This window comes from Streptococcus sp. Marseille-Q4154 (genome assembly GCF_916700545.1).
GTDB lineage: Bacteria > Bacillota > Bacilli > Lactobacillales > Streptococcaceae > Streptococcus > Streptococcus infantis_I.
This window is the reverse complement of the sequence record NZ_CAKAKN010000001.1, coordinates 125,895-149,582: the sequence shown is the minus strand read 5'-3', so window position 1 is coordinate 149,582 and position 23,688 is coordinate 125,895. Positions and strand designations below refer to the sequence as shown.

Genomic DNA, 23,688 nt, shown 5'->3' with positions numbered 1-23,688 from the left:
TACCATTTTTAGAGGGAATTAGCCTCTTTATTCTTAACTCTTTTCTTTTTTGACCTTGCCTTCCATTTTTAATACTGCTATACTTACTTTAACAAACTCTTCCCAAAGAGGTGAATTATGCCCCATTCTTTCAAAAATTCTCTCCAAAAAGAGATTCTTCACCGCAGTTCTTTAGCTGCCCTAGCGACTTCTCTCTTACTCCTTATCCTTCTATTTGGTTTTTCCTATTTCCTTCAAAAGCAGCAACTAGCTAAGGATACTCAACAAATTACTCAACATGTTCAAGACATGAAACAAGCAAATTATGAATTATTGGAAACCATGAATAAAAAAATGGTTCCAGAATTTATAGAAGGTAAACACACTGATAGAGAATTATTTAGTCTATTTTATGAAACAAAAGCTCAACTAAAACTCAGTTCTGATTTTGTCATTCTCGATGAGACTGGCGAACTTTTATTTAGCACCAATCGCAATCATAAAGAAACTCTTTTAGCTCCCTATTATTTAAAATTATTAATTCAAAACACTACCCAAGGATCCATTTCAGAGAAAGTTGCTCTATCGATGGACAAGCAACATTATGCTGTCTTTATTATGCCTATAATTCAAAATCAACGAGCAATAGCATATAGTATTTCCTTTGTGAATGAGAATGATTTCGTATCAAGCATCCCCTTAATTAATTCAAAATACATCATCACAGATTCCTTTGGTAATATATACTCTAGTAATACTAATCAATTTACACAATCAACTCTGGAAAAATTTGATGAGAAATCGCTCCGTTCAAAAACACATTGGTTCGTTGAAAATCCAATTTTGATTGAAAAACGTAAAGTTGATTCAATTTTTTCAATTTACACTTTCCAATCATTCTTTCCTATTCCTAGCTTACTTAGCCTTGCTTCCATACTAACACTTTGTATCTTTCTATTATATTTTTGGCAGGCTAGGAGAATCGCCCATAAAATCGCAACCCATAATGCTGGTCCTATTGAAAGTTTAGTCTTTCAATTACATGAAATTCCTAAGAAAAAAGAAAAGAAACTTACTCTCCATACTGAGGATGAATTTGAACTGATAGCCGAGAAAATTAACGATATGCTACAGGAGTTGGACGAGCTTCATCAAAAGATGTTAACTATCGAGAAGGAAAAATGGGTCTTTGAAAGAAAGATGCTAGAAGCTCAGTTCAATCCTCACTTCCTATACAATACCTTGGAAACCATTAAAATCACGAGTATGATTGATGCGAGTATTACTCAAGAACTGATTCAAAATCTCACGCGCATCTTGCGATACAGTGTGACTGAATTAGAGAAAGAAACGACTCTTGGACAAGATTTAGAGATTATTGAAGCTTACTTAAAGATTCATCAAATTCGTTTTGAACAATTTTCTTATCAAATTAACTGTTCTCAAAGTCTATATTCCCAAACCGTTCCGAAACTTTTCCTATTACCGCTTGTAGAAAATGCTCTAAAATATGGAAGACAGTATCGTATTGACCTTGCTATCTCTATCCAAATCACTCAAGAGCAAGAAACACTGACTTTTATCGTTTTGGATAATGCAGGTGGTTTAACTAAACAAGAATGTTTCCATATCTTAGAATCTCTGAATAGTCCACATACGCAGCACGGTATTGTCAATAGTTACAAACGATTGAATAACTTTTTTGAAAATGTCGAGTTGGATTTAGGAGTAAATCCCAAAGGTGAAACTTGGGTGAAATTTGTCACGAAAGGAAGAACACATGTTTAAGCTAATCATTGTTGAAGACGAACACCTTATTCGAAAATGGCTTGAGATTGCTGTCGATTACTCTGCTTTAGGTATTCAAATTGTAGGAACTGCTAGCCATGGACAAGAAGGAATGGAACTGATTCAAAAACTAAAACCACATATTGTACTATCGGATATCACCATGCCCATCATGGATGCTTTTATGATGTTTGAAGCCACAAAGTCTATTTCCTATGAAAAAGTGATCTTATCTGGCTATGACGATTTCCAAAATGCTAAAAAAGCTATGCAATTTGGAGCTGTAGACTTCCTATCTAAGCCTATAAACGTCACAGAACTAACAGAGTGTCTAGAAAAAATAACACTTCGTCTCAAAATGACCCAACACCAATCCAATCCATTTTTACAAGACTATCAAACCTTTGTTACCTCTCTTCAAAAAATCAATCCTCAAAATCAACTGATTCAACAAATTCTCGAATTTGTACACCAACACTACTACCTACACTTTACCATTTCTACCATTGCAGAGAATCTAGGCTATAGCGAAAGTTATCTCTACAAGGTTATCAAAGAAGATTTCCCTATCACCTTGAACGAATACATCCTTCAATATCGTTTAAAACAAGCCGTTGAAAAGATGAGTCAACATCCTGACTCTCCTCTTAGTCAAATCGCTGAAGAAGTCGGCTTCTCAGACTATAAGTATTTTGGAAAAGTTTTTAAGAAATACTTTCATATTTCTCCAAAAGAATTAAAAAACATAGGAAGGATAGTTTAGAAATTATTCTTCTTTTTTGTAGAGAATTTTCCCCTAATAGGATAGAATTTTGGGTTTTAAAAGCGCTTACATTTTTTTAAAATAGATATAACAAAAACTTTGGAGGTATCCATCATGAAAAAGAAATGGATGTATTTTGCTGCTTGTGGACTTGCTATTTTGGGGCTGACTGCCTGTTCTTCTGACGAGGCTTCAGGAGATAAAGCTACTGAAAACGGAGGTAGCGATACTCTTGTAGTCTATTCGCCAAACTCAGAAGGACTAATTGGTGCAACAATCCCTGCTTTTGAAGAAAAATATGGCATTAAAGTTGAACTCATTCAAGCAGGAACTGGCGAACTCTTTAAAAAATTGGAATCTGAAAAAGAAGCACCTGTTGCAGATATCATATTTGGTGGTTCTTATACTCAATATGCTACTCATGGGGAGCTTTTTGAAAACTACGTTTCTCCTGAAAATGAAAATGTCATCAAAGAATATCAAAATACAACTGGTTACTCAACTCCTTATACATTAGACGGAAGTGTTTTAATTGTAAACCCTGATTTAACTAAGGGGATGAATATCGAAGGATATAGTGATCTTATCAAACCAGAACTCAAAGGTAAAATTGCAACTGCTGACCCAGCTAACTCTTCTAGTGCTTTTGCACAACTAACAAACATGCTACAAGCACAAGGTGGGTATACAGATGATAAAGCTTGGACATATGTCAAAGACCTCTTTACTTTGATCGACGGCAAAATTGGCTCAAGTTCATCTGGTGTTTACAAGGCTGTAGCAGATGGAGAAATGGCTGTTGGTCTTTCATACGAAGATCCTGCAGTTAAACTTCTAAACGATGGTGCCAACATTAAAGTTGTTTATCCAAAAGAAGGAACTGTCTTCTTACCAGCAAGTGCTGCTATTATAAAAAACGCGAAAAATAAAGAAAACGCTAAGAAATTTATCGACTTTATCATTTCTCAAGAAGTTCAAGATACCCTTGGTACAACAACTACTAACCGTCCAGTTCGTAAAAATGCTAAAACTAGCGAAAACATGAAACCAATCGAACAAATTAAAACACTAACTGAAGATTATAACTATGTCATCAAAAATAAATCAGATATTGTTAAAAAATACAACGAAATCTTTACAGATATCCAATCTAAACAATAAAAGAGGTCGACTATGAGCGAGATTAAAATTATTAATGCTAAGAAAATCTACAATGATGTACCTGTTATCGAAAATTTAAACGTTACCATTCCTAAGGGGAGCCTTTTCACTCTCCTTGGGCCTTCAGGGTGCGGAAAAACAACCTTGCTTCGTATGATTGCAGGTTTCAATAGCATCGAAGGAGGAGAATTCTACTTCGACGATACTAAAATCAACAATATGGAACCTAGCAAGCGAAACATTGGAATGGTTTTCCAAAACTATGCGATTTTCCCACATTTGACAGTGCGTGATAACGTAGCATTTGGACTCAAGCAAAAGAAAGTTCCAAAAGATGAACTCATCAAACAAACGAATAAATACCTTGAGTTAATGCAGATCTCCCAATACGCTGATCGTAGACCAGATAAACTTAGTGGTGGTCAGCAACAACGGGTTGCCTTAGCACGTGCCTTGGCTGTTAATCCTAGCGTTCTCCTCATGGATGAGCCCCTCAGTAACCTAGATGCAAAACTTCGCTTAGATATGCGTCAAGCTATCCGCGAAATTCAACACGAAGTTGGTATTACAACTGTCTACGTAACTCATGACCAAGAAGAAGCCATGGCTATTTCTGACCAAATTGCCGTTATGAAAGATGGTGTTATTCAACAAATTGGTCGTCCAAAAGAACTTTACCACAAACCTGCGAATGAATTTGTCGCAACCTTTATTGGTAGAACAAACATAATTCCTGCTCGTTTAGAAAAACAAGCTGATGGATCTTACATAGTCTTTGAAGATGGTTATTCTCTTCGTATGCCAGCTCTTGACCAAGTCGACGAACAAAACATCCGTGTCAGCATTCGTCCCGAAGAATTTATCCGTGATGAAAATGGCCCAATCGATGGAACAATTACCGACAGCGTTTACCTTGGATTAAATACTGAATACTTCATTGAAACAGGATTTGCTCCAAAACTTCAAGTGAGTGAAGAATCTACATTCGAAGAAGATTTAGAAAAAGGAAATCATGTTCGTTTACGTATCAATACTCAGAAACTCAATGTCTTCTCTGAAGATGGTTCTCGGAATCTCATAAAAGGAGTCAGCCATGGATCGTAAAAAACTAAATATCTGGACTGCATCTTCCTTCTTCATTTTCCTTACATACTTAGTTTTCTTAGTCTACCCAATCGTGACTGTATTAAAACAAGCGCTAATACATGAAGGTAGTTTCTCTTTAGAAAATTTTGTAACATTCTTTAGCAAATCTTATTATTCTGAGACACTCATTAATAGTTTTAAGGTTTCTGTAACTGCCACAATCACTTCTGTCGTTGTTGGTACCTTGCTAGCTTATCTTTTTTCAATGTATGACTTCAAGGGAAAGAAATTTTTACAAATTTTGATTATCATCGCATCCATGTCAGCTCCCTTTGTAGGTGCCTATTCTTGGATTCTACTTCTTGGTAGAAACGGAGTTATCACAAAATTTCTAACCAACACACTACATTTGCCAGGTTTTGATATCTACGGCTTTAAAGGTATTGTACTTGTCTTTACACTCCAACTTTTCCCTCTCGTATTCCTATACGTAGCTGGAACTATGAAGAGTATCGACAACTCCCTCTTGGAAGCTGCTGAAAGCATGGGATCTTTCGGCTTTAAACGAATTCTAACAGTCGTTTTGCCACTCTTAGTTCCAACTTTACTCGCAGCGGCACTCCTAGTCTTTATGAGAGCTTTCTCAGACTTTGGTACTCCGATGCTGATTGGTGAGGGATATCGTACCTTCCCGGTATTAATCTATACTCAGTTTATCAGTGAGGTTGGAGGCAACTCAGCATTCGCATCTGCTCTAGCAATCATGGCTATTACAATCGCACTTGCTATCTTCCTCATTCAAAAGTACATTTCAAATCGTTTCAGCTTTAGTATGAACTCGCTTCATCCAATCGAACCTAAGAAAACGACAAAAGGAAAGATGGCTGCTATTTATGTGACTGTTTATGGCATTATCTTATTCTCTGTATTACCTCAAGTTTACTTGATTTACACATCATTCCTTAAGACATCAGGTATGGTATTTGTTAAAGGATACTCATTAAATAGCTATAAGACAGCCTTTAACCGTATGGGATCTGCTATTTTCAATACCATTCGCATTCCTCTACTTGCCTTGATTCTAGTTGTTGTCTTTGCGACCTTCATCTCATACCTTGCAGTTCGTAAGCGCAACCTATTTACGAATCTAATCGATAGTCTTAGTATGGTACCTTATATCGTACCAGGAACAGTTCTCGGTATTGCCTTTATCTCTTCATTCAATACAGGTATCTTCGGAAGTGGCTTCCTTATGATTACAGGAACAGCCTTCATCTTGATCATGTCCCTATCTGTCAGAAGACTTCCTTATACTATTCGCTCTTCAGTTGCTAGTTTGCAACAAATTGCTCCTAGTATCGAAGAAGCTGCCGAAAGTTTGGGAAGTAGCCGTCTCAATACCTTTACTAAAATCACTACCCCAATGATGCTTTCAGGTATCATCTCAGGTGCAATCCTATCATGGGTAACAATGATTTCAGAACTTTCTACTTCGATTCTCTTGTACAATGTTAAGACTAGAACAATGACCGTAGCTATCTACACTGAAGTACTTCGTGGAAATTATGGCGTGGCAGCTGCTTTGTCAACTATCCTCACTGTCTTGACAGTTACTTCATTGTTACTATTTATGAAAATTTCTAAAAACAATAGTATTACACTCTAGTTTGTCTCCTAAAAACAGCCAAATTTCTTATTGGCTGTTTTTTTATTTATACTCTCTTACTAAGTTAATTCTTCATAAATAATATAGATGCAAGATAGGGCTTTTTATGGTAGAATATAGGAAAGTGCTTTCTCAGAAGGAGGGGAAAATGAACAAACAAACCATCGCTGTTTTAGGGCCTGGTTCTTGGGGTACTGCTCTGTCACAAGTTTTAAATGACAATGGACATGAAGTACGTATCTGGGGAAATATTCCTGACCAAATTGACGAAATCAATACACAACATACCAACAAACGCTATTTTAAGGATACTGTTTTAGACGAAAAGATTGTTGCCTACCATGATTTGGCAGAAGTCTTGAAGGGCGTTGACGCTGTCTTGTTCGTAGTTCCAACTAAGGTGACAAGATTGGTAGCTCAACAGGTAGCTGCTGTTCTTGATCATAAAGTGGTTATTATGCATGCTTCAAAAGGTCTCGAGCCAAATAGTCACAAACGTCTTTCAACCATTCTTGAAGAAGAAATCCCTGAAGAGTTCCGCAGTGAAATTGTGGTTGTATCTGGTCCTAGTCACGCAGAAGAAACAATCGTCCGTGATATTACCTTGATTACTGCTGCATCTAAGGATTTAGAGACAGCTCAGTATGTTCAAGCACTCTTTAGTAACCACTACTTCCGTCTTTATACCAATACAGATGTGATCGGAGTGGAAACAGCTGGTGCTCTTAAAAATATCATCGCGGTTGGTGCAGGAGCCCTTCATGGACTTGGATTTGGAGATAATGCCAAAGCAGCTATTATCACGCGCGGGCTTGCGGAAATCACTCGTCTAGGAGTCAAACTTGGAGCAAATCCACTGACTTATAGCGGACTTTCAGGTGTTGGGGATTTAATCGTCACCGGAACTTCTGTCCACTCACGTAACTGGCGAGCAGGTGATGCTCTTGGGCGTGGTGAAGCCTTGGCAGATATCGAAGCAAATATGGGAATGGTCATCGAAGGAATTTCAACAACCAAAGCCGCTTACGAATTGGCGCAAGAGCTTGGAGTCTATATGCCTATTACCCAGGCTATTTACCAAGTTATTTATGAAAATGTTAATATTAAAGATGCTGTTTCTGAACTCATGAGTAACGAGTTCAAGGCAGAAAACGAGTGGTCATAATCACCGTTAGAAAGGAAGCTCATGAAGCAAAAAGTTAGAAAAGCTGTTATCCCTGCCGCGGGACTTGGAACTCGTTTCCTACCAGCAACCAAAGCATTGGCAAAAGAAATGTTGCCAATCGTGGATAAGCCAACTATTCAATTCATCGTTGAAGAAGCTCTAAAGTCTGGAATTGAGGATATTCTTGTTGTAACAGGGAAGTCAAAACGTTCTATCGAAGATCACTTTGACTCAAACTTTGAACTAGAATACAACCTCAGGGAAAAAGGAAAAACAGATCTCTTAAAATTAGTTGATGAAACAACAGGCATGCGCCTTCACTTCATCCGTCAAACACACCCACGTGGACTCGGAGATGCCGTTTTACAAGCCAAAGCTTTCGTCGGGAACGAACCTTTTGTGGTAATGCTGGGAGATGACCTCATGGATATCACTGATGACAGTGCTGTCCCATTGACCAAACAGCTCATGAATGATTACGAAGAGACTCACGCTTCTACCATTGCTGTGATGCCTGTACCACACGAAGAAGTCTCTGCCTATGGTGTTATCGCACCTCAAGGTGAAGGAAAAGACGGACTTTACAGCGTTGAAACCTTCGTTGAAAAACCAGCACCTGAGGATGCTCCTAGTGATTTAGCCATCATCGGTCGTTACCTTCTCACACCTGAGATTTTTGGTATTCTTGAAAATCAAAAACCTGGCGCCGGAAATGAAATCCAACTAACAGATGCTATCGATACCCTCAATAAAACCCAACGAGTATTTGCTCGCGAGTTTAAAGGTGCACGTTACGATGTCGGAGATAAGTTTGGATTTATGAAAACTTCCATCGAATATGCTCTCAAACACCCACAAGTTAAAGACCACTTGAAAGACTACTTGATTGATCTTGGAAAAGAACTTTCAGGTGAATAACAAACCCTTAAAACCAGGTTGAATTTACCTGGTTTTTTTGTTGCCTAACCCCTCTAAAGCTCGTCCAAGACTAATTTCTTGCAATCATTGCTTTTATGGTATAATAATAAGAGTGAGGAAAGAAATGAAGAATAAATTGTTAGAACTTAAAGAAAAAGGACTGGCTTTCCTTCAGTCCCTAAAAACAAAGTTAAAAAATATACATTTAGGAAAAAGTGGTCCTAAAAAATCTAAAAAGAAAAAGCAAACCAAAACGAATATTTGGACTATCTTTGCCAATATCTTACTGGGAATCAAGGCAACCTTTAATACCCTATTCATTATCGCCTTTCTTGGTGGACTTTTAGGTACTGGAGTTGTTTTCGGTTATGCAGTTTCCCTGTTTGATAAAGTAAGTGTCCCTCAAACAGAAGATTTAGTCAAACAAGTGAACGATATTTCATCCATCTCTGAAATTCGCTATGCAGATGGTTCCATGATTAGCGCTATCGAAAGCGATCTACTTCGCACTTCTGTGTCATCAGACGCCATTTCAGATAATCTCAAGCAAGCTATCGTTGCAACCGAGGATGAACACTTTGCAGAGCACAACGGTGTCGTTCCTAAAGCGGTTATTCGCGCCAGTCTAGGAAAATTCATCGGACTTGGTTCTTCCAGTGGAGGATCTACCCTAACACAACAGCTCATCAAACAACAAGTGGTTGGTGATGCTCCTACACTTGCTCGTAAAGCCAGTGAAATCGTGGATGCCTTGGCCTTAGAAAGAGCTATGAGCAAGGACGAAATCCTAACAACCTATCTCAATGTTGCTCCTTTTGGTCGTAACAATAAAGGTCAAAACATCGCAGGAGCTCAACAAGCAGCCAAGGGTATTTTCGGGGTTGACGCCAATCAGCTAACGATTCCTCAAGCAGCCTTCATAGCAGGATTGCCACAAAGTCCTATCTCCTACTCACCTTATGAATCAACTGGGGAAATGAAGAGCGAAGAGGATATGGAACTAGGTATCAAACGTTCAAAAGATGTCCTTTACAATATGTACAGAACTGGAGTGCTCAGTCAAGAAGACTACGAAACCTATAAGGCATATGACATTAAGCAAGATTTCTTACCAGCTGAAAGTGTAGACGTAACTTCTAGGGGCTATCTCTACTTTACTGCTCTCGATGAAGCAACTAATCTCATGTATGACTACTTGGTACAAAAAGACAACGTCTCTGCCCAAGAACTCAAAAACGAGTCTATCCAAAAATCCTATCGTGAATTAGCTGAAAAAGAAATTCAAAATGGTGGTTACCGTATCACTACTACAATCGACAAAACGATCCACGCTGCCATGCAAGATGCTGTGGCAAATTATGGCTACCTTTTAAATGATAGTAGTGGTCAACCTGAAGTCGGAAATGTCTTAATGGATAATAAAACAGGAGCCATCATAGGATTTGTAGGAGGACGAGATTACCAAAACAATCAAAATAATCATGCTTTTGATACTAAACGCTCTCCTGCCTCTACTACTAAGCCACTATTAGCTTATGGTATTGCTATTGACCAAGGATTGATGGGAAGTGCTAGTATCCTATCAAACTATCCTACCAACTTTGCTAACGGAACCCCTATCATGCACGTCAACAGTCCAGGAACAGCTATGATAAACCTTAAGGAAGCCCTCAATTATTCATGGAACATCCCTGCCTACTGGACCTATCGTATGCTCCGTGAAAAAGGAGTTGATGTCCGCTCCTACATGGAAAAAATGGGTTATGAAATCCCAGAATATGGTATTGAAAGTCTTCCTATGGGAGGAGGAATTGAAGTTACTGTAGCTCAACATACAAATGGATATCAAACACTTGCTAATAATGGAGTTTACCATAAAAAATACATGATTTCGAAAATCGAAAAAAGCAATGGCGAGGTCATATATGAGCATAAAGACGAACCTGTTCAGGTCTACTCTAAAGCTACTGCAACCATTATGCAAAGTCTATTGAGAGACGTACTTTCATCACGAGTAACCACGAGCTTTCAAAGCGATCTTGCTTCCATCAATTCTAAGTTAGCAGGTGCTGATTGGATTGGTAAAACTGGTACAACCAACGAAGAAGGTGATATGTGGCTCATGCTTTCAACTCCAAAATTGACTCTTGGAGGCTGGGTTGGTCACGATGATAATAGTCCCCTAGCTAACGGCGCATACTTCCGTAATGCTAAGTACATGGCTAATCTGGTAAATGCTATTCAACAAGCTTCTCCTTCTGCTTGGGGAACTGAGCGTTTCAGCCTTGATTCAAGTGTAACTTCTTCTCAAGTTCTTAAATCAACTGGTCAAAAGCCAGGACGAGTTAATCTCAACGGAAAAGATTACGAAATTGGCGGAGAGACTGTTACAAGTTACTGGGCCAACCAAGCTGGTGCCCCAACTACGACATTCCACTTTGCAATTGGTGGTAGTGAGGCTGACTATCGAAATGCTTGGAATACAATTGTTGGAAATTTAATAAAACAAGATAACAAAGACAAAGATAAAAAAGACAAAGATAACAATAACAATAGCAACAATAATAATCGAAGTAATAACAGTAGCAACAGCAATAATAATGGTAATACTAACAATAATACTACCAGTGAGAGCAACAACTCTTCTTCGAATAGATCCCAACGCTAACCTTTCTATATGAATCAGTATCAAAAGAATATTTTTAAGGGAACCATTTACTCCCTCCTATCTGGATTAATATGGGGTATTTGTGGCATTTTAGGAGAATTCTTCTTTACGCATTATCAAGTATCATCTGGCTGGATTACTTCCATGCGACTAAGCCTTGCAGGTGGTTTCGTACTTATCTTTTCTAGCTTTAAGTTCCGCTCACAGCTATTCGATATATGGAGAAAGCGCAAAAACTACCTGCCTTTTCTGGCTTATGCCATCTTAGGAATCTTCTCTGTTCAGTATTTCTTCTATCTCTGTGTAGAACACTCTAATGCGACAACTGCAACCATCCTACAATTTATCAGTCCTGTCTTCATTCTCATATACAACCGTATCATCTACAAGAAAAAAGCTTCTAAAAAAGCAATCTTCTATGTTTTAACTGCCATGCTTGGGGTCTTTTTGATGGCTACCAAAGGCGATCTCTCTAAGTTATCCATCACTCCTATCGCTTTATTAACTGGACTTCTCAGTGCGCTGGGCGTCATGTTTAATGTCATTTTGCCCCAGCCATTTGCTCGAAAATATGGTTTTGTTCCCACTGTTGGTTGGGGAATGATGCTGGCTGGACTCTTTAGTAATTTTCTCTATCCTGTTTATAGAATTAGTTTTCAGCTGGATTGGGTGAGCATCTTGATTTGTTTGACCATTGCCTTTTTGGGAACAGCTTTTGCCTTTTTCCTATCTATGAAGGCTGTATCACTCGTATCCCCATTGGTGGTGTCAGTGGTCAGTGCAAGTGAACCGCTATCCTCTGCTATTCTAAGCGTTCTATTTCTAGGTCTTGTCTTGGACGGCTACCTGCTATTAGCTATGATTTTGATTATTATTCCCATGATCTTCTTATCCATCGAAGAATCAAAGGACAAACTAAAAGAATCTTCTTTTAACACTTAAGGCTTCAATTTTGAAGCCTTTTTTGGTAGAATAGTAAGCATTACAAAGAGTGAGGAGACATCTATGACTGCTACAAAAATGAATGCACAAGAAATTATCCAATTTATCGCAAATGCTGAGAAAAAGACAAGTGTAAAAGTGACCTTTGAGGGGCAACTTACTGGATCTATCCCTGCTTCTGTTACCAAGCTTGGAAATGTTCTCTTTGGAGACTGGAAGGATATCGCACCTCTTCTTGAAGGACTAACAGAAAATAAAGATTATGTTGTTGAGCAAGACGCTCGCAACTCAGCTGTACCTCTCCTTGATAAACGCGACATCAATGCTCGTATCGAACCAGGGGCTATCATCCGTGACCAGGTTGAGATTGGCGATAACGCTGTTATCATGATGGGAGCTGTGATCAATATTGGTGCTGAAATCGGTGCTGGCACTATGATTGACATGGGTGCTATTCTAGGTGGACGTGCTATTGTCGGTAAAAATAGTCACGTAGGTGCCGGTGCTGTTCTTGCAGGTGTTGTCGAACCAGCTAGTGCAGAGCCTGTCCGTGTCGGTGATAATGTACTCATCGGTGCTAACGCTGTGGTTATCGAAGGTGTTCAAATCGGTAGCGGTTCTGTTGTTGCAGCAGGTGCCATCGTCACTCAAGATGTTCCAGAAAATGTTGTGGTTGCCGGTGTCCCAGCTCGTGTTATCAAAGAAATCGATAGCCAAACCCAACAAAAAACAGCGCTAGAAGATGCGCTTCGCACCTTGTAAATAGTAACAGAGGCGGAAACTCTTCCAGCCTCTTTATCGTATCAGCAGAAGGAAATTAACTATGTTAGATTTGATTCAGACTCGACGTGATCTTCACCAAATTCCTGAGATCGGTTTAGAAGAAGTCAAGACTCAAGCTTATTTGCTCAATGTCATTGAGAAATTAACAGTTGGTAAAGATTTTGTTCAAATTCGCACTTGGCGAACAGGTATTTTAGTGTATTTACAGGGAAGTCAGCCAGAACGTACCATCGGTTGGCGGACAGATATCGACGGACTCCCAATCGTTGAACAAACAGGTCTTGCCTTTGCCTCTCAACACCCAGACCGTATGCATGCTTGTGGGCATGACTTTCACATGACCATTGCCCTAGGAAGTCTCGAACGCGCTCTAGAAAACCAACCTAAAAATAATCTCCTCTTTCTCTTCCAACCTGCCGAGGAAAACGAAGCAGGTGGCATGCTCATGTATGAAGACGGGGCCTTTGACGACTGGTTGCCTGACCAATTCTATGGGCTTCATGTTCGTCCAGACCTAAAAGTTGGACAGATTGCGACCAATACCCATACACTCTTTGCAGGAACTTGCGAAGTCAAGATTCGCTTCAAGGGTAAAGGTGGTCACGCAGCCTTTCCACATCAAGCAAACGACGCTCTGGTTGCAGCTAGCTATTTTGTCACTCAAGTTCAGTCAGTCGTTAGCCGTAATGTTGATCCTATCGAGGGAGCTGTCGTCACTTTCGGTGTCTTTCAAGCTGGAACAACCAATAATGTCATCGCTGATACAGCTTTCTTGCATGGAACCATTCGAGCTCTCACACATAGCATGAGCCTCTTAGTTCAAAAACGTGTCAAAGCCATCGCTGAAGGTGTCGCAGCTGCTTTTGATATGGATGTGGAAGTTGAACTCAAGCAGGGAGGTTACCTACCTGTCGAAAACAACCCTGAATTAGCTCGAGAATTGATGACCTTCTTTGATGAAAAAGAGGGAATTGAACTAATCGACATCGAACCTGCCATGACAGGAGAAGACTTTGGTTATCTTCTCTCCAAGGTTCCCGGTGTCATGTTCTGGCTTGGAATTGATAGTCCCTATGCTCTTCACCATCCAAAGATGAGTCCTAAGGAAGAAGCTCTGGCAATTGGAGTCGAGGCTGTATCAAGCTTTTTAGCAAAGAAAGCTGCGGAGTAAACAATGAAAAAAGCCCTACGCAAGCAGGTCTTGCAAGAACTCAAATCTCTATCAGCCGAAGAAAAGGAAGTCATGGACGCTTGGTTGAATGAGCAACTACTTCTACATCCCTTCTACAAGGAAGCAAAAACCATCGCCACTTACCTGTCTTTCCCTCATGAATTTCAGACAGCTAGACTCATTGAACAGGCTCAAAAAGATGGGAAGACACTCCTCATTCCCAAAACCTATCCACATGGAAAAATGGACTTTGTTCTATATGAACCAGAGAAACTCGAAAGAAATTCTTTTGGACTTCTTGAACCTCAAGGAGACTTCACAATCCTTGAACCCTCTCAGATTGACCTGATTCATGTTCCTGGTTTGGCTTTCAACACTTCTGGCTATCGGGTTGGCTATGGAGGTGGCTATTACGACCGCTACTTAGAGCGTTTCCCAGGTCATACTATTAGTACGATTTATCCATGTCAGATTCAGAATTTTCAACCTGAGCACTACGATATTCATGTTGAGGAGGTACTCATCTATGAAAGAAATTTTTGATCGTCGGTATCCTGTCACGAGCTTCTTTCTACTCGTGACAACCCTGGTTTTTATACTCATGTTTCTAACCAGTGGTTTCAACTATACCAGCGCAGCCACCTTGTATAAATTCGGAGCTGTGTATCCCCCTGCTATCAAGGCCATGCCTGAACAAATCTGGCGCTTATTCTCCGCAACCTTTGTCCACATTGGCTTGCAGCACTTTTTAGTCAATATGCTATCCCTCTACTTTTTGGGACGTCAGATGGAGCAAATCTTTGGCTCCAAACAGTTTTTCTTTATCTACCTTCTATCAGGTATGATGGGAAATCTCTTTGTCCTAGTTTTTAGTCCCAATGCTATTACTGCAGGTGCTTCAACTGCCCTCTACGGTATGTTTGCCTCAATTGTTGTTCTCCGATATGCTTCACGCAATCCCTATCTCCAACAACTTGGTCAATCCTACCTCTCCCTCTTAGTCATCAATCTAGTAGGTAGTATTTTAATGCCTGGTATCAGCCTTGCTGGGCATGTTGGGGGTGCTGTCGGGGGTGCATTACTGGCTATCGTCTTCCCAGTTCGAGGAGAACGAAAGATTTACAGCCCAGGCCAACGTGGTCTAGCAACCCTAGCCTTTATTGCTTTATCAGCTCTACTACTTTTTATCGGACTATTATAAGAACAAGAAAAACCATTGGAAGTTCTCAAATTGAGAAGTTCATTTCCAATGGTTTTTTTGAATCTATTTGAAAAATTGCTTAAAATCCATTATTGTCACTGAGTTCTTTGAACCAGTGCCCTGATTTTTTCAAGCGGCGTTCTTGTGTTTCTAAGTCAAGCTCGACCAAACCATAGCGGTTTTTATAGCTGTTGAGCCATGACCAGCAATCGATAAATGTCCAGATCAAGTAGCCTTTACAATTAGCACCGGCTTCAATGGCACGATGAAGTTCACGAAGGTGATCTTTGACAAAGTCAATACGATAATCATCCTGAATCATTCCATTTTCGCGGAATTTATCTTCACCTTCAACGCCCATCCCATTCTCTGTCAACATCCACTCGATATTACCATAGTTTTCCTTGATATTTTGAGCAATATGATAGATCCCTTGCTCGTAGATTTCCCAGCCACGGTGGGGATTGATTTTACGACCAGGCATGATATAAGGTTCATAAAAATGTTCTGGCAAAAGCGGGCTGTCAGGATGCTTAGCAAAACGTGGCGCCATGACACGCAAAGGTTGGTAGTAGTTAACCCCAAGAAAGTCTACTGTATGTTCACGAATGAGGTTCAATTCTTCTGCTGTAGAATCTGGCAGTAAATTATGCTCAGCTAAAATTTCCACTAATTCTTCTGGATAAGTTCCCAAGACAGATGGATCTAGGAAAGATTGGGCCTGAAAGAGATCAGCTATGCGAGCAGCTTTCACATCGGCAGGATGTTGACTACGTGGATAAGCTGGCGTCAAATTGAGGACAATCCCAATCTTAGAATCCGGCAACATTTCGTGACAAGCCTTTACTGCAAGAGTGCTGCCCAGTTGAGTGTTATATGCTACCTGAACCGCAGCTTTGGCATCTACCTTATGAGGATAGTGGGCATCATAGAAATAGCCAAACTCAACAGGAACGATAGGCTCATTGAAGGTAATCCATTGGTCTACCAAGTCTCCATAAGTTTCAAAACAGAAACGCGCATAGTCTTCATAAGCCTTGATGGTTGCCTTATTTTCCCAACCATCGCCATCCTCTTGAAGGGCAAAAGGCAGATCAAAATGATAGAGATTGACTAAGAGACGGATTCCCTTGGCCTTAATAGCTTCAAAGACCTGACGGTAAAAAGCCACACCTTGAGGATTGACTTCTCCACGTCCTTGTGGGAAAATACGAGACCACTGGATAGAAGTCCGAAAGGCTGTATGACCTGTTTCTAACAATAATTCGATATCTTTTTCCCAATTTTCATAGAAGGTCGATGTTTTATCTGGTCCAATCCCATTGTAGTAGCGATTTGGTTCTACTTGGAACCAATAATCCCAGAGATTATCTCCTTTTCCGTCACCAGGCACTCGCCCTTCTGTCTGTGGCCCAGAAGTTGAGGAACCCCAGACAAAATCCTTTGGAAATTTTAGCATAGCTCTACCTCTTTATTTACTCTTTTTATCTTTATTTTATCTCATTATAGAGAAAAAACAAGGCAAAAACTAGTTACATTTTTGTCTTGTTTTTCTTCTGATTATAGATTTTATTTATTTGTTAGGATTTCAAGGGTTTCAAGCAAGCTATCTGCGTGAACTTCGATAGTATCTCCAGTCGCCTTAATCTTAACTTCTACGATACCATCAGCTGCTTTTTTACCGACAGTGATACGGATTGGAAGACCAATCAAGTCGCTATCGCTAAATTTAACACCGACACGTTCGTTACGGTCATCCGTCAAGACTTCGTAGCCTTTATTGACCAAAGCTTCTTCGATACGATTTGTCAATGCAAGACTTGCTTCATCCTTGACATTAACTGGAATCAAATGTACATCAAATGGTGCCAATTCTTTAGGGAAGTTGATTCCCCAAGCGTAACGGTATTCACCTTTTGGAGTTTTGTTAACAAAGAGGCGAGCGTGTTGCTCCATGACTGCTGAAAGGAGACGACTAACACCGATACCATAACATCCCATGATAATTGGAACTGCACGACCGTTTTCGTCCAAGACATCTGCTCCCATACTTGCTGAGTAACGAGTCCCAAGTTTGAAGATGTGACCAATCTCGATACCACGTGCAAAGTTGAGCACACCTTGTCCATCTGGAGAGATTTCACCCTCACGAACTTCACGGATATCGACATACTCAGCAGTGAAATCACGACCTGGGTTGACACCAGTCAAGTGGTAACCATCTTCGTTAGCACCTGCAACAGCATTGCGACTATCTTGGACCTTGCGGTCTGCGATAATCTTGACATTTTCTGGAAGATTGACTGGGCCAAGTGAACCAAAGTCCGCTCCCAACAATTCTTTCACTTCCGCCTCGGTTGCAGGTTCTAAGAAGTCTGCTCCAAGGTAGTTTTTCAATTTGACTTCATTGAGTTGGTCATTGCCAACGAGTAGGGCAACAACTGGCTCCTCGTCTGCGATATAAACCAAGGTCTTGATTGTTTGCTCTTCAGAGACATTCAAGAAAGCAGCAACTTCATCAATCGATTTGACACCTGGTGTTTCCACGCGAGCTACTTGGTCTTCAGTCACAACACGGTTGCTTGGTTTGTAGGCGTTAGTGGCCATTTCCAAGTTAGCTGCATAGCTTGACTCACTTGAGTAAGCAATGGTATCTTCACCAGAAACCATCCATTTGAGCAACTCTGCCTTGATTTCTTTCTGTACATCTACAGGAATCTCATCAAATGATGCGACAGACTTGTCTAAAACAACCCAACGGTCAAGGTCTGTACGAGCAGGTGTGATGGCCATAAATTCTTGGCTATCCTTACCACCCATAGCTCCACCGTCACCGATGATGGCTTTGAAGTCCAAGCCACTACGAGTAAAGATACGCTCGTAAGCTGCCTTGTACTCATCATAGGTTACATCCAAGCTATCGTAGTTAGCGTGGAAGCTATAACCATCTTTCATGATAAATTCACGCGTACGAAGAAGTCCATTACGTGGACGTTTTTCATCACGATACTTAGGCTGGATTTGGTACAAGTTCAAAGGCAATTGCTTGTATGACTTGACAGAATCACGGACAATAGCCGTAAAAGTTTCTTCGTGAGTTGGACCCAAGATAAAGTCTGACTTCTCACGATTTTTCAATTTGTACAAGTCTTCACCGTAGGTCTCATAACGTCCTGATTCACGCCAAAGGTCAGCACTGAGAAGGGCTGGAGCCAACATTTCAACAGCACCCATCTTGTCAAACTCTTGACGCATAATCTTCTTGGCTTTTTCGATTACACGGTTAGCAAGTGGTAGGTAAGAATAAACACCTGCTGATACTTGACGAACATAACCAGCACGCAACATAAGGGCGTGGCTGATAACTTGAGCATCGCTTGGCATTTCGCGAAGCGTTGGAATAAGCATTTTACTTTGTTTCATATTTTTCCTCTAATTCTTAAAAGAAGGTACGCATGATGTCGTTCCAAGTCACGGCCATCATCAAGACAACCATAATCACAACTCCAACTAGAGTAACATAGGTTTCAATTTCTTGTTTCAGCGGTTTACGGCGAATAGCTTCTATGATGTTGAGCACGATTTTTCCACCGTCTAGTGCCGGGATAGGAATCAAGTTGAAAATCCCGATATTGATGGAAATCATAGCCAAGAAGAACAAAACATTCTCAAGACCATTTTTAGCAGCATCACTACTTGCCTTAAAGATAGCAACAGGTCCACCCAATTTATTCAAGTCAGGCTGGAAAATCAAGCTCTTCAAGGCGTTGAGAATGCGCAAGGCTGAATCAGCAGCAGAGGTGAATCCCCCTACAAACATAGACCAGATATCTGATTTGAGTCTCGGTTGAACACCTAGAATATAGCGACCTTGGTTTTCCTCAGGGGTCACACTGACTTGCTTCTCAGTTCCATTTTCAGAGACTGTTACATCCAATACAGGTGCTGTTTTGTCCTTGGTCTCTGTCTCAACTGCCTGAATCAAATCTTGCCAGTTACTAATTTCGTGTGAACCGACTTTAGTGATTTGTGCTGTATTTTCAACACCGACCTTAGATAATGCACTGTTGGGAATAATACTGAAGTTATTCGTTTGCGTATCACGAACGCCACCTTGCATGAAAATCAAAATCCAAAAGACGATAACTCCTAGAATAAAGTTATTCATAGGACCTGCAAAGTTGGTAATCAACTTGCCCCAGACAGTCGCATTCTGATATTGAACATCTAGCGGAGCGATACGAACTTCCGTCCCATCAGCTTCTACAATCGTTGCATCATGGTCTACAGAGAAAGTTTTTTCCTCTTCCAAAACCAGACCTGTGATAAAGAGTTTATCCTCAAAGTCAAACTGAGTGACCTGCATCGGAAGAGCCGTTTGGTCGATCTTCTTACCAGAAAGATTGATGCGCTTCACCTTACCATCTTCGGCTAAGGTCAAACTAACAGGAGTTCCTGTCTTAATCTCTGTGGTATCCTCACCCCAACCTGCCATGCGAACATAACCACCAAGCGGTAGGAGACGAATCGTGTAAGCAGTCCCGTCTTTCCCGATATGGGCAAAGATTTTCGGACCCATACCAATGGCAAATTCACGAACCAGAATTCCAGACTTCTTAGCAAAGTAGAAATGGCCGAACTCGTGAACCACCACGATAATTCCAAAAACAAGGATAAAGGTTAATAATCCTAACATTTAATATTTGTTCACCTTTCCTTAAAATAAGCCAAAGAGGTGCATAATAGGGAAAACAGCCAACATAGAGTCAAAGCGATCCAGCACCCCACCATGTCCTGGGATAAATTTCCCCGAATCCTTGACACCAAAATGGCGTTTCATGGCACTCTCAATCAAGTCACCCAATTGCCCTGCAATACTAAAGAAAATAGCAAAGAGCGTCATTTTGTAAATGCCATAAGGAAGGGCAACCGTACTATCTACTAACATAAAGATAAGAGTGACAAGCATGGCAGCTAAAATTCCACCAAAGGCTCCCTCGATTGATTTGTTCGGAGAGACTCTCGGAGCCAATCTTCTCTTACCGAAATTCATTCCGACCAAGTAAGCACCACTATCAGTGGCCCATACGATACAGAGGGCCAAGAGGGCTTTATCCAAACCTGCGATCCGAGCATCCACTAAAGCATTGAATCCAAAACCAACATAGAAACTCATAGCGATTGGGTATACAGCATCTTCAATGGTGTAATTCTTGCTAAAAACAGTGCAACCTAACATGATAAAAATCACAACACCATATGCGACAACATTCCCATCTACAGGCAAAAATGTCAAGTAGTTTTCTAGGGGGATTGTCAGTGCAAAAGTCGCTAACAAGGTCAGCAGCCCCTCAGGGGTCATGGTATTTAACCCTTTCATCTGAAGCAACTCATGAACCCCTAGCATGGCTAGAAGTCCCATAGCAATCTGTAACCAAAGCCCACCAATCACCAAGAGCGGGATAAAGATTGCTAATGCCAGAGCGGCAAATATGGTTCTCTTTAATAAATCCTTTTTCATAACTTTTCCTAAACTCCTCCAAATCGACGATTGCGGCGATTATACTCTGCAATAGCCTCTTTCAAAGCTTCCTCATCAAAGTCAGGCCACAAAACATCTGTGAAATAAAGTTCACTATAAGCTGCTTGCCAAGGCAAGAAATTGCTCAAGCGAAGCTCCCCACTCGTTCGAATGATTAAGTCCGGATCACGCAAGACCTTAGGCAAATGCCCTGTAAAGAGGTATTCCTCAATCAACTCTTCTGTAATATCGCCTGGATTCACCTTAGCATCCAAAACATCCTGTGCAATCAATTTGACCGCTTGTGTAATCTCAGCTCGTCCACCGTAATTAAGGGCAAAGTTAAGAATCAAACCTGTGTTCAACTTGGTCAACTCTTCCGCTTTTTTCAATGATTCAAAAGTTTGTTTTGGCAAGCGATCGGTTTCCCCAATCATTTGGATCTTCATGTTCTTTTGGTGCAATTCGGGGACATACTTATCATAAAATTCAACAGGCAAGTTCATGATAAACTTGACTTCCTGGTCTGGACGTGTCCAATTTTCAGTCGAGAAGGCATAAACAGTCATAGCCTTGACACCCATATCACTAGCAGCAATGGCTACCGTTCTCAAAGCATCCATCCCAGCCTTATGCCCAAAGACACGCGGTTGCATCCGTTTTTTAGCCCAACGACCATTGCCATCCATGATAACTCCGATATGTGCGGGGACCACTGCTGGTGTTTCTGTTACTTTATCTTTTTTTAAAAATCCAAACATGATTGTATTCCTATTCAAAAATCTATCGTTTCATTATACCATATTTTTCGCTTTTCTTCTATCATATTCTCTTATTCTAAGGCGGAATTCCCTATAGGACTCCTATCTTTCTAAACTAAGAAGCCTTGCATTTCCCAAAGAAAGTTGATACAATAAAAACATAAAGATTAGTCCTTGTTCAATCACAGGGGTTTTTTATTGAAAGGATCTTATCATGTCAAAAAAACTACAACGTAAAAAACAATTAAGAAACAGTCTTCGTCGCTCAGGTGCACTTTCAAATGCTGTAAACAAGGTTGTCGAAGAAACAAAAAAAGTTGTGAAGCATGCTGAAAAAGCAGCAAGTGAAGCAGGAAAAGCAGTCTCTAAGCAAGTAGAAAAAGCTGTAGAAGCAACTAAAGAGCAAGCCCACAAGCTTACAACTTCTGTTGAAGATTTCGCAGCTGACCTAGGCGGACTTCCACTTGACCGTGCTAAAACTTTCTACGATGAAGGGATTAAGTCTGCTGCTGACTTCAAAAATTGGACAGAAAAAGAACTCCTTGCCTTGAAAGGAATCGGTCCAGCTACTATCAAGAAATTAAAAGAAAACGGCATCAAGTTCAAGTAATCTTTCTTGTCCCTTGCATTTCCGTGAAAAACTTGTTAAAATAAAGCCATTAGAGGTGTTTTGAGTCCACATTTTACAGAAAGTGGCGGAGCTGAGAAGTCCACAAATGTGTCAAAACTGGTTGCTAGTGAGTTGAAATTAAAAATTGAAATATAAATCTTTTTGTTTCCTTTTAGGACTAGGCAGCGATTTGCAGGCTGTACTCAAGTACGCCAAGACGAGCTAACGATGTCATAAAAGCGAAACAAGAAGATTAAAGTTGCGGGCTCTGCCCGAAATTGGGTGGTACCGCGGATAAACACATTCGTCCCTGTCAGATTGATGACAGGGGCGATTTTTCTTTTACACCCTTAGCCAAAGGAGGTTGTCATGAAACAATCTTTCAAAACAAGTAAACTCTACTATGGTTTTCCTATCTTCATCTTAGGGTATCAGGACCAGAACTTTGGGTACAATATCACAACCTGCAGTTCCTCTTATAGTCTGGGCGATTGGCTGGTCATCGGTGTTGGTGCTGAGGAAAATTCAGCCGACCAGATTAAGCATTATCAACAGTTTACCGTAAACATCCCTGATGAAAACCTCATGCTTGAGATGGAGCAGGCTGGCTTTATCAGCCATCGGGAGAAATTGAAACATTTGGGACTTGACTACGAGATTTCTGAACAGACTCAGGCGCCGATTTTAGAGGCTTGTCCAGTCGTATTGGATTGCCAGGTGGATAGGATTATCGAGGAAGATGGCATCTGCCATATCTTTGCCAAGATTATCGACCGTCTGGCTGATCCAAAGCTCTTAGATGATAAGGGCCATTTTAAAAATGACTGCTTTGCGCCGACTTACTTTATGGGGGACGGCCATCAGCGCGTTTATCGTTATCTAGATGACCGAGTCAATCCCATGGGAAGCTTTATTAAGAAAGCGAGGAAGAAGGATGACAAGAGCAGAGTTGCCAGAACGAATAGAGACGGAGCGTCTCGTTTTACGAGTCCGTACAATAGCTGATGCTGAGGATATTCATGTCTACACTAGTCTGCCAGAGGTTTCTTACCCAGCAGGCTTTCCACCCGTCAAGACCTTGGAAGATGAAATTTACTATCTGGAGCATATCCTTCTTGAACGCAATCAAAAGGACAATCTCCCAGCTGGCTACGGCATTGTGGTCAAAGGGACTGATAAAGTTATAGGATCTGTTGATTTCAACCATCGCCACGAAGACGATGTACTGGAGATTGGCTATACCTTGCACCCAGACTATTGGGGCCGGGGATATGTCCCAGAAGCAGCGCGTACCTTGATTGACTTAGCTTTTACAGAACTAAACCTACACAAGATAGAATTGTCTTGCTTTGGATATAACCTTCAAAGTCAACGAGTCGCGGAAAAGCTTGGCTTTACCCTTGAAGCCGCATAAGAGACCGCAAAGATGCTCAAGGCAACCGCTGTGACAGTCTGATATATGGCTTGCTGAAGAGTGAGTGGGAGTGTTTAAACTGTTAGTTGAA

General features: G+C 40.6%; 20 protein-coding genes and 1 pseudogene. 16 read left to right on the top strand and 5 right to left on the bottom strand.

Annotation, left to right across the window (positions count from 1 at the left end):
* The first annotated feature begins 117 nt into the window (after positions 1 to 117).
* The 13 genes from LG369_RS00725 to LG369_RS00665 all read left to right on the top strand — a co-directional run bounded on the left by LG369_RS00725 (position 118) and on the right by LG369_RS00665 (position 15,291).
* On the top strand, positions 118 to 1,767 hold the full coding sequence (locus LG369_RS00725) for a sensor histidine kinase (RefSeq protein ID WP_074324494.1): 1,650 nt from the start codon (positions 118 to 120) through the stop codon (positions 1,765 to 1,767).
* Positions 1,760 to 2,530: a response regulator transcription factor gene (locus tag LG369_RS00720; protein ID WP_070678496.1), complete on the top strand. Its 771-nt coding sequence runs from the start codon at positions 1,760 to 1,762 to the stop codon at positions 2,528 to 2,530. The genes LG369_RS00725 and LG369_RS00720 overlap by 8 nt, the downstream gene beginning before the upstream one ends.
* 114 nt (positions 2,531 to 2,644) lie before the next feature.
* Positions 2,645 to 3,691, top strand: a complete 1,047-nt coding sequence (locus LG369_RS00715) for an ABC transporter substrate-binding protein (protein WP_070678494.1) — start codon at positions 2,645 to 2,647, stop codon at positions 3,689 to 3,691.
* A gap of 12 nt (positions 3,692 to 3,703) precedes the next feature.
* Positions 3,704 to 4,795, top strand: coding sequence for an ABC transporter ATP-binding protein (locus tag LG369_RS00710; protein ID WP_070678491.1), 1,092 nt, complete (start codon positions 3,704 to 3,706; stop codon positions 4,793 to 4,795).
* Positions 4,785 to 6,443, top strand: coding sequence for an ABC transporter permease (locus LG369_RS00705; protein ID WP_070678488.1), 1,659 nt, complete (start codon positions 4,785 to 4,787; stop codon positions 6,441 to 6,443). Before LG369_RS00710 ends, LG369_RS00705 begins: the two co-directional genes overlap by 11 nt.
* A 148-nt stretch (positions 6,444 to 6,591) precedes the next feature.
* Positions 6,592 to 7,608 carry an NAD(P)H-dependent glycerol-3-phosphate dehydrogenase gene (locus LG369_RS00700; protein ID WP_070678485.1) on the top strand — a complete coding sequence of 339 codons (1,017 nt, stop codon included), beginning with the start codon at positions 6,592 to 6,594 and terminating at the stop codon, positions 7,606 to 7,608.
* 21 nt (positions 7,609 to 7,629) lie between these two features.
* Positions 7,630 to 8,526: a UTP--glucose-1-phosphate uridylyltransferase GalU gene (gene galU, locus LG369_RS00695; protein ID WP_070678482.1), complete on the top strand. Its 897-nt coding sequence runs from the start codon at positions 7,630 to 7,632 to the stop codon at positions 8,524 to 8,526.
* Positions 8,527 to 8,650: 124 nt separating this feature from the next.
* On the top strand, positions 8,651 to 11,194 hold the full coding sequence (gene pbp1b / locus LG369_RS00690; RefSeq protein WP_070678479.1) for a penicillin-binding protein PBP1B: 2,544 nt from the start codon (positions 8,651 to 8,653) through the stop codon (positions 11,192 to 11,194).
* 9 nt (positions 11,195 to 11,203) lie between these two features.
* The gene (locus tag LG369_RS00685; protein WP_070678476.1) at positions 11,204 to 12,136 is read left to right on the top strand and encodes a DMT family transporter; all 933 of its coding nucleotides are present in this window, start codon (positions 11,204 to 11,206) and stop codon (positions 12,134 to 12,136) included.
* Between the two features lie 63 nt (positions 12,137 to 12,199).
* Positions 12,200 to 12,898, top strand: coding sequence for a 2,3,4,5-tetrahydropyridine-2,6-dicarboxylate N-acetyltransferase (gene dapD, locus LG369_RS00680; RefSeq protein ID WP_070678473.1), 699 nt, complete (start codon positions 12,200 to 12,202; stop codon positions 12,896 to 12,898).
* Positions 12,899 to 12,959: 61 nt separating this feature from the next.
* Positions 12,960 to 14,090: an N-acetyldiaminopimelate deacetylase gene (locus LG369_RS00675; RefSeq protein WP_070678470.1), complete on the top strand. Its 1,131-nt coding sequence runs from the start codon at positions 12,960 to 12,962 to the stop codon at positions 14,088 to 14,090.
* Between the two features lie 3 nt (positions 14,091 to 14,093).
* Positions 14,094 to 14,633, top strand: a complete 540-nt coding sequence (locus tag LG369_RS00670; RefSeq protein ID WP_070678467.1) for a 5-formyltetrahydrofolate cyclo-ligase — start codon at positions 14,094 to 14,096, stop codon at positions 14,631 to 14,633.
* The gene (locus tag LG369_RS00665; protein WP_070678464.1) at positions 14,617 to 15,291 is read left to right on the top strand and encodes a rhomboid family intramembrane serine protease; all 675 of its coding nucleotides are present in this window, start codon (positions 14,617 to 14,619) and stop codon (positions 15,289 to 15,291) included. The genes LG369_RS00670 and LG369_RS00665 overlap by 17 nt, the downstream gene beginning before the upstream one ends.
* Before the next feature lie 79 nt (positions 15,292 to 15,370).
* On the opposite strand, the gene LG369_RS00660 is transcribed toward LG369_RS00665, so the two are convergent.
* The 5 genes from LG369_RS00660 to LG369_RS00640 all read right to left on the bottom strand — a co-directional run bounded on the left by LG369_RS00660 (position 15,371) and on the right by LG369_RS00640 (position 21,573).
* On the bottom strand, positions 15,371 to 16,750 hold the full coding sequence (locus LG369_RS00660; protein WP_225749949.1) for a glycoside hydrolase family 1 protein: 1,380 nt from the start codon (positions 16,748 to 16,750) through the stop codon (positions 15,371 to 15,373).
* A gap of 110 nt (positions 16,751 to 16,860) precedes the next feature.
* Entirely contained in the window at positions 16,861 to 18,714 is a 1,854-nt protein-coding gene (locus LG369_RS00655; RefSeq protein WP_074324487.1) for a proline--tRNA ligase, read from the bottom strand.
* A gap of 16 nt (positions 18,715 to 18,730) precedes the next feature.
* Positions 18,731 to 19,987, bottom strand: a complete 1,257-nt coding sequence (rseP, locus tag LG369_RS00650; RefSeq protein WP_074324486.1) for an RIP metalloprotease RseP — start codon at positions 19,985 to 19,987, stop codon at positions 18,731 to 18,733.
* Between the two features lie 21 nt (positions 19,988 to 20,008).
* Positions 20,009 to 20,812: a phosphatidate cytidylyltransferase gene (locus LG369_RS00645; protein ID WP_024054371.1), complete on the bottom strand. Its 804-nt coding sequence runs from the start codon at positions 20,810 to 20,812 to the stop codon at positions 20,009 to 20,011.
* Positions 20,813 to 20,820: 8 nt separating this feature from the next.
* Positions 20,821 to 21,573: an isoprenyl transferase gene (locus LG369_RS00640; protein ID WP_074324485.1), complete on the bottom strand. Its 753-nt coding sequence runs from the start codon at positions 21,571 to 21,573 to the stop codon at positions 20,821 to 20,823.
* A gap of 214 nt (positions 21,574 to 21,787) precedes the next feature.
* Here LG369_RS00640 and LG369_RS00635 point away from each other — a divergent pair, with 214 nt between their 5' ends.
* From LG369_RS00635 to LG369_RS00625, 3 genes and pseudogenes are all read left to right on the top strand, one after another.
* On the top strand, positions 21,788 to 22,183 hold the full coding sequence (locus tag LG369_RS00635; RefSeq protein ID WP_004250587.1) for a helix-hairpin-helix domain-containing protein: 396 nt from the start codon (positions 21,788 to 21,790) through the stop codon (positions 22,181 to 22,183).
* Between the two features lie 369 nt (positions 22,184 to 22,552).
* Positions 22,553 to 23,188, top strand: coding sequence for a flavin reductase family protein (locus tag LG369_RS00630; protein WP_074324484.1), 636 nt, complete (start codon positions 22,553 to 22,555; stop codon positions 23,186 to 23,188).
* Positions 23,118 to 23,683 (top strand): annotated as a pseudogene (locus LG369_RS00625) (GNAT family N-acetyltransferase). The gene LG369_RS00630 and the pseudogene LG369_RS00625 overlap by 71 nt, the downstream one beginning before the upstream one ends.
* The last annotated feature ends 5 nt before the right edge of the window (positions 23,684 to 23,688 follow it).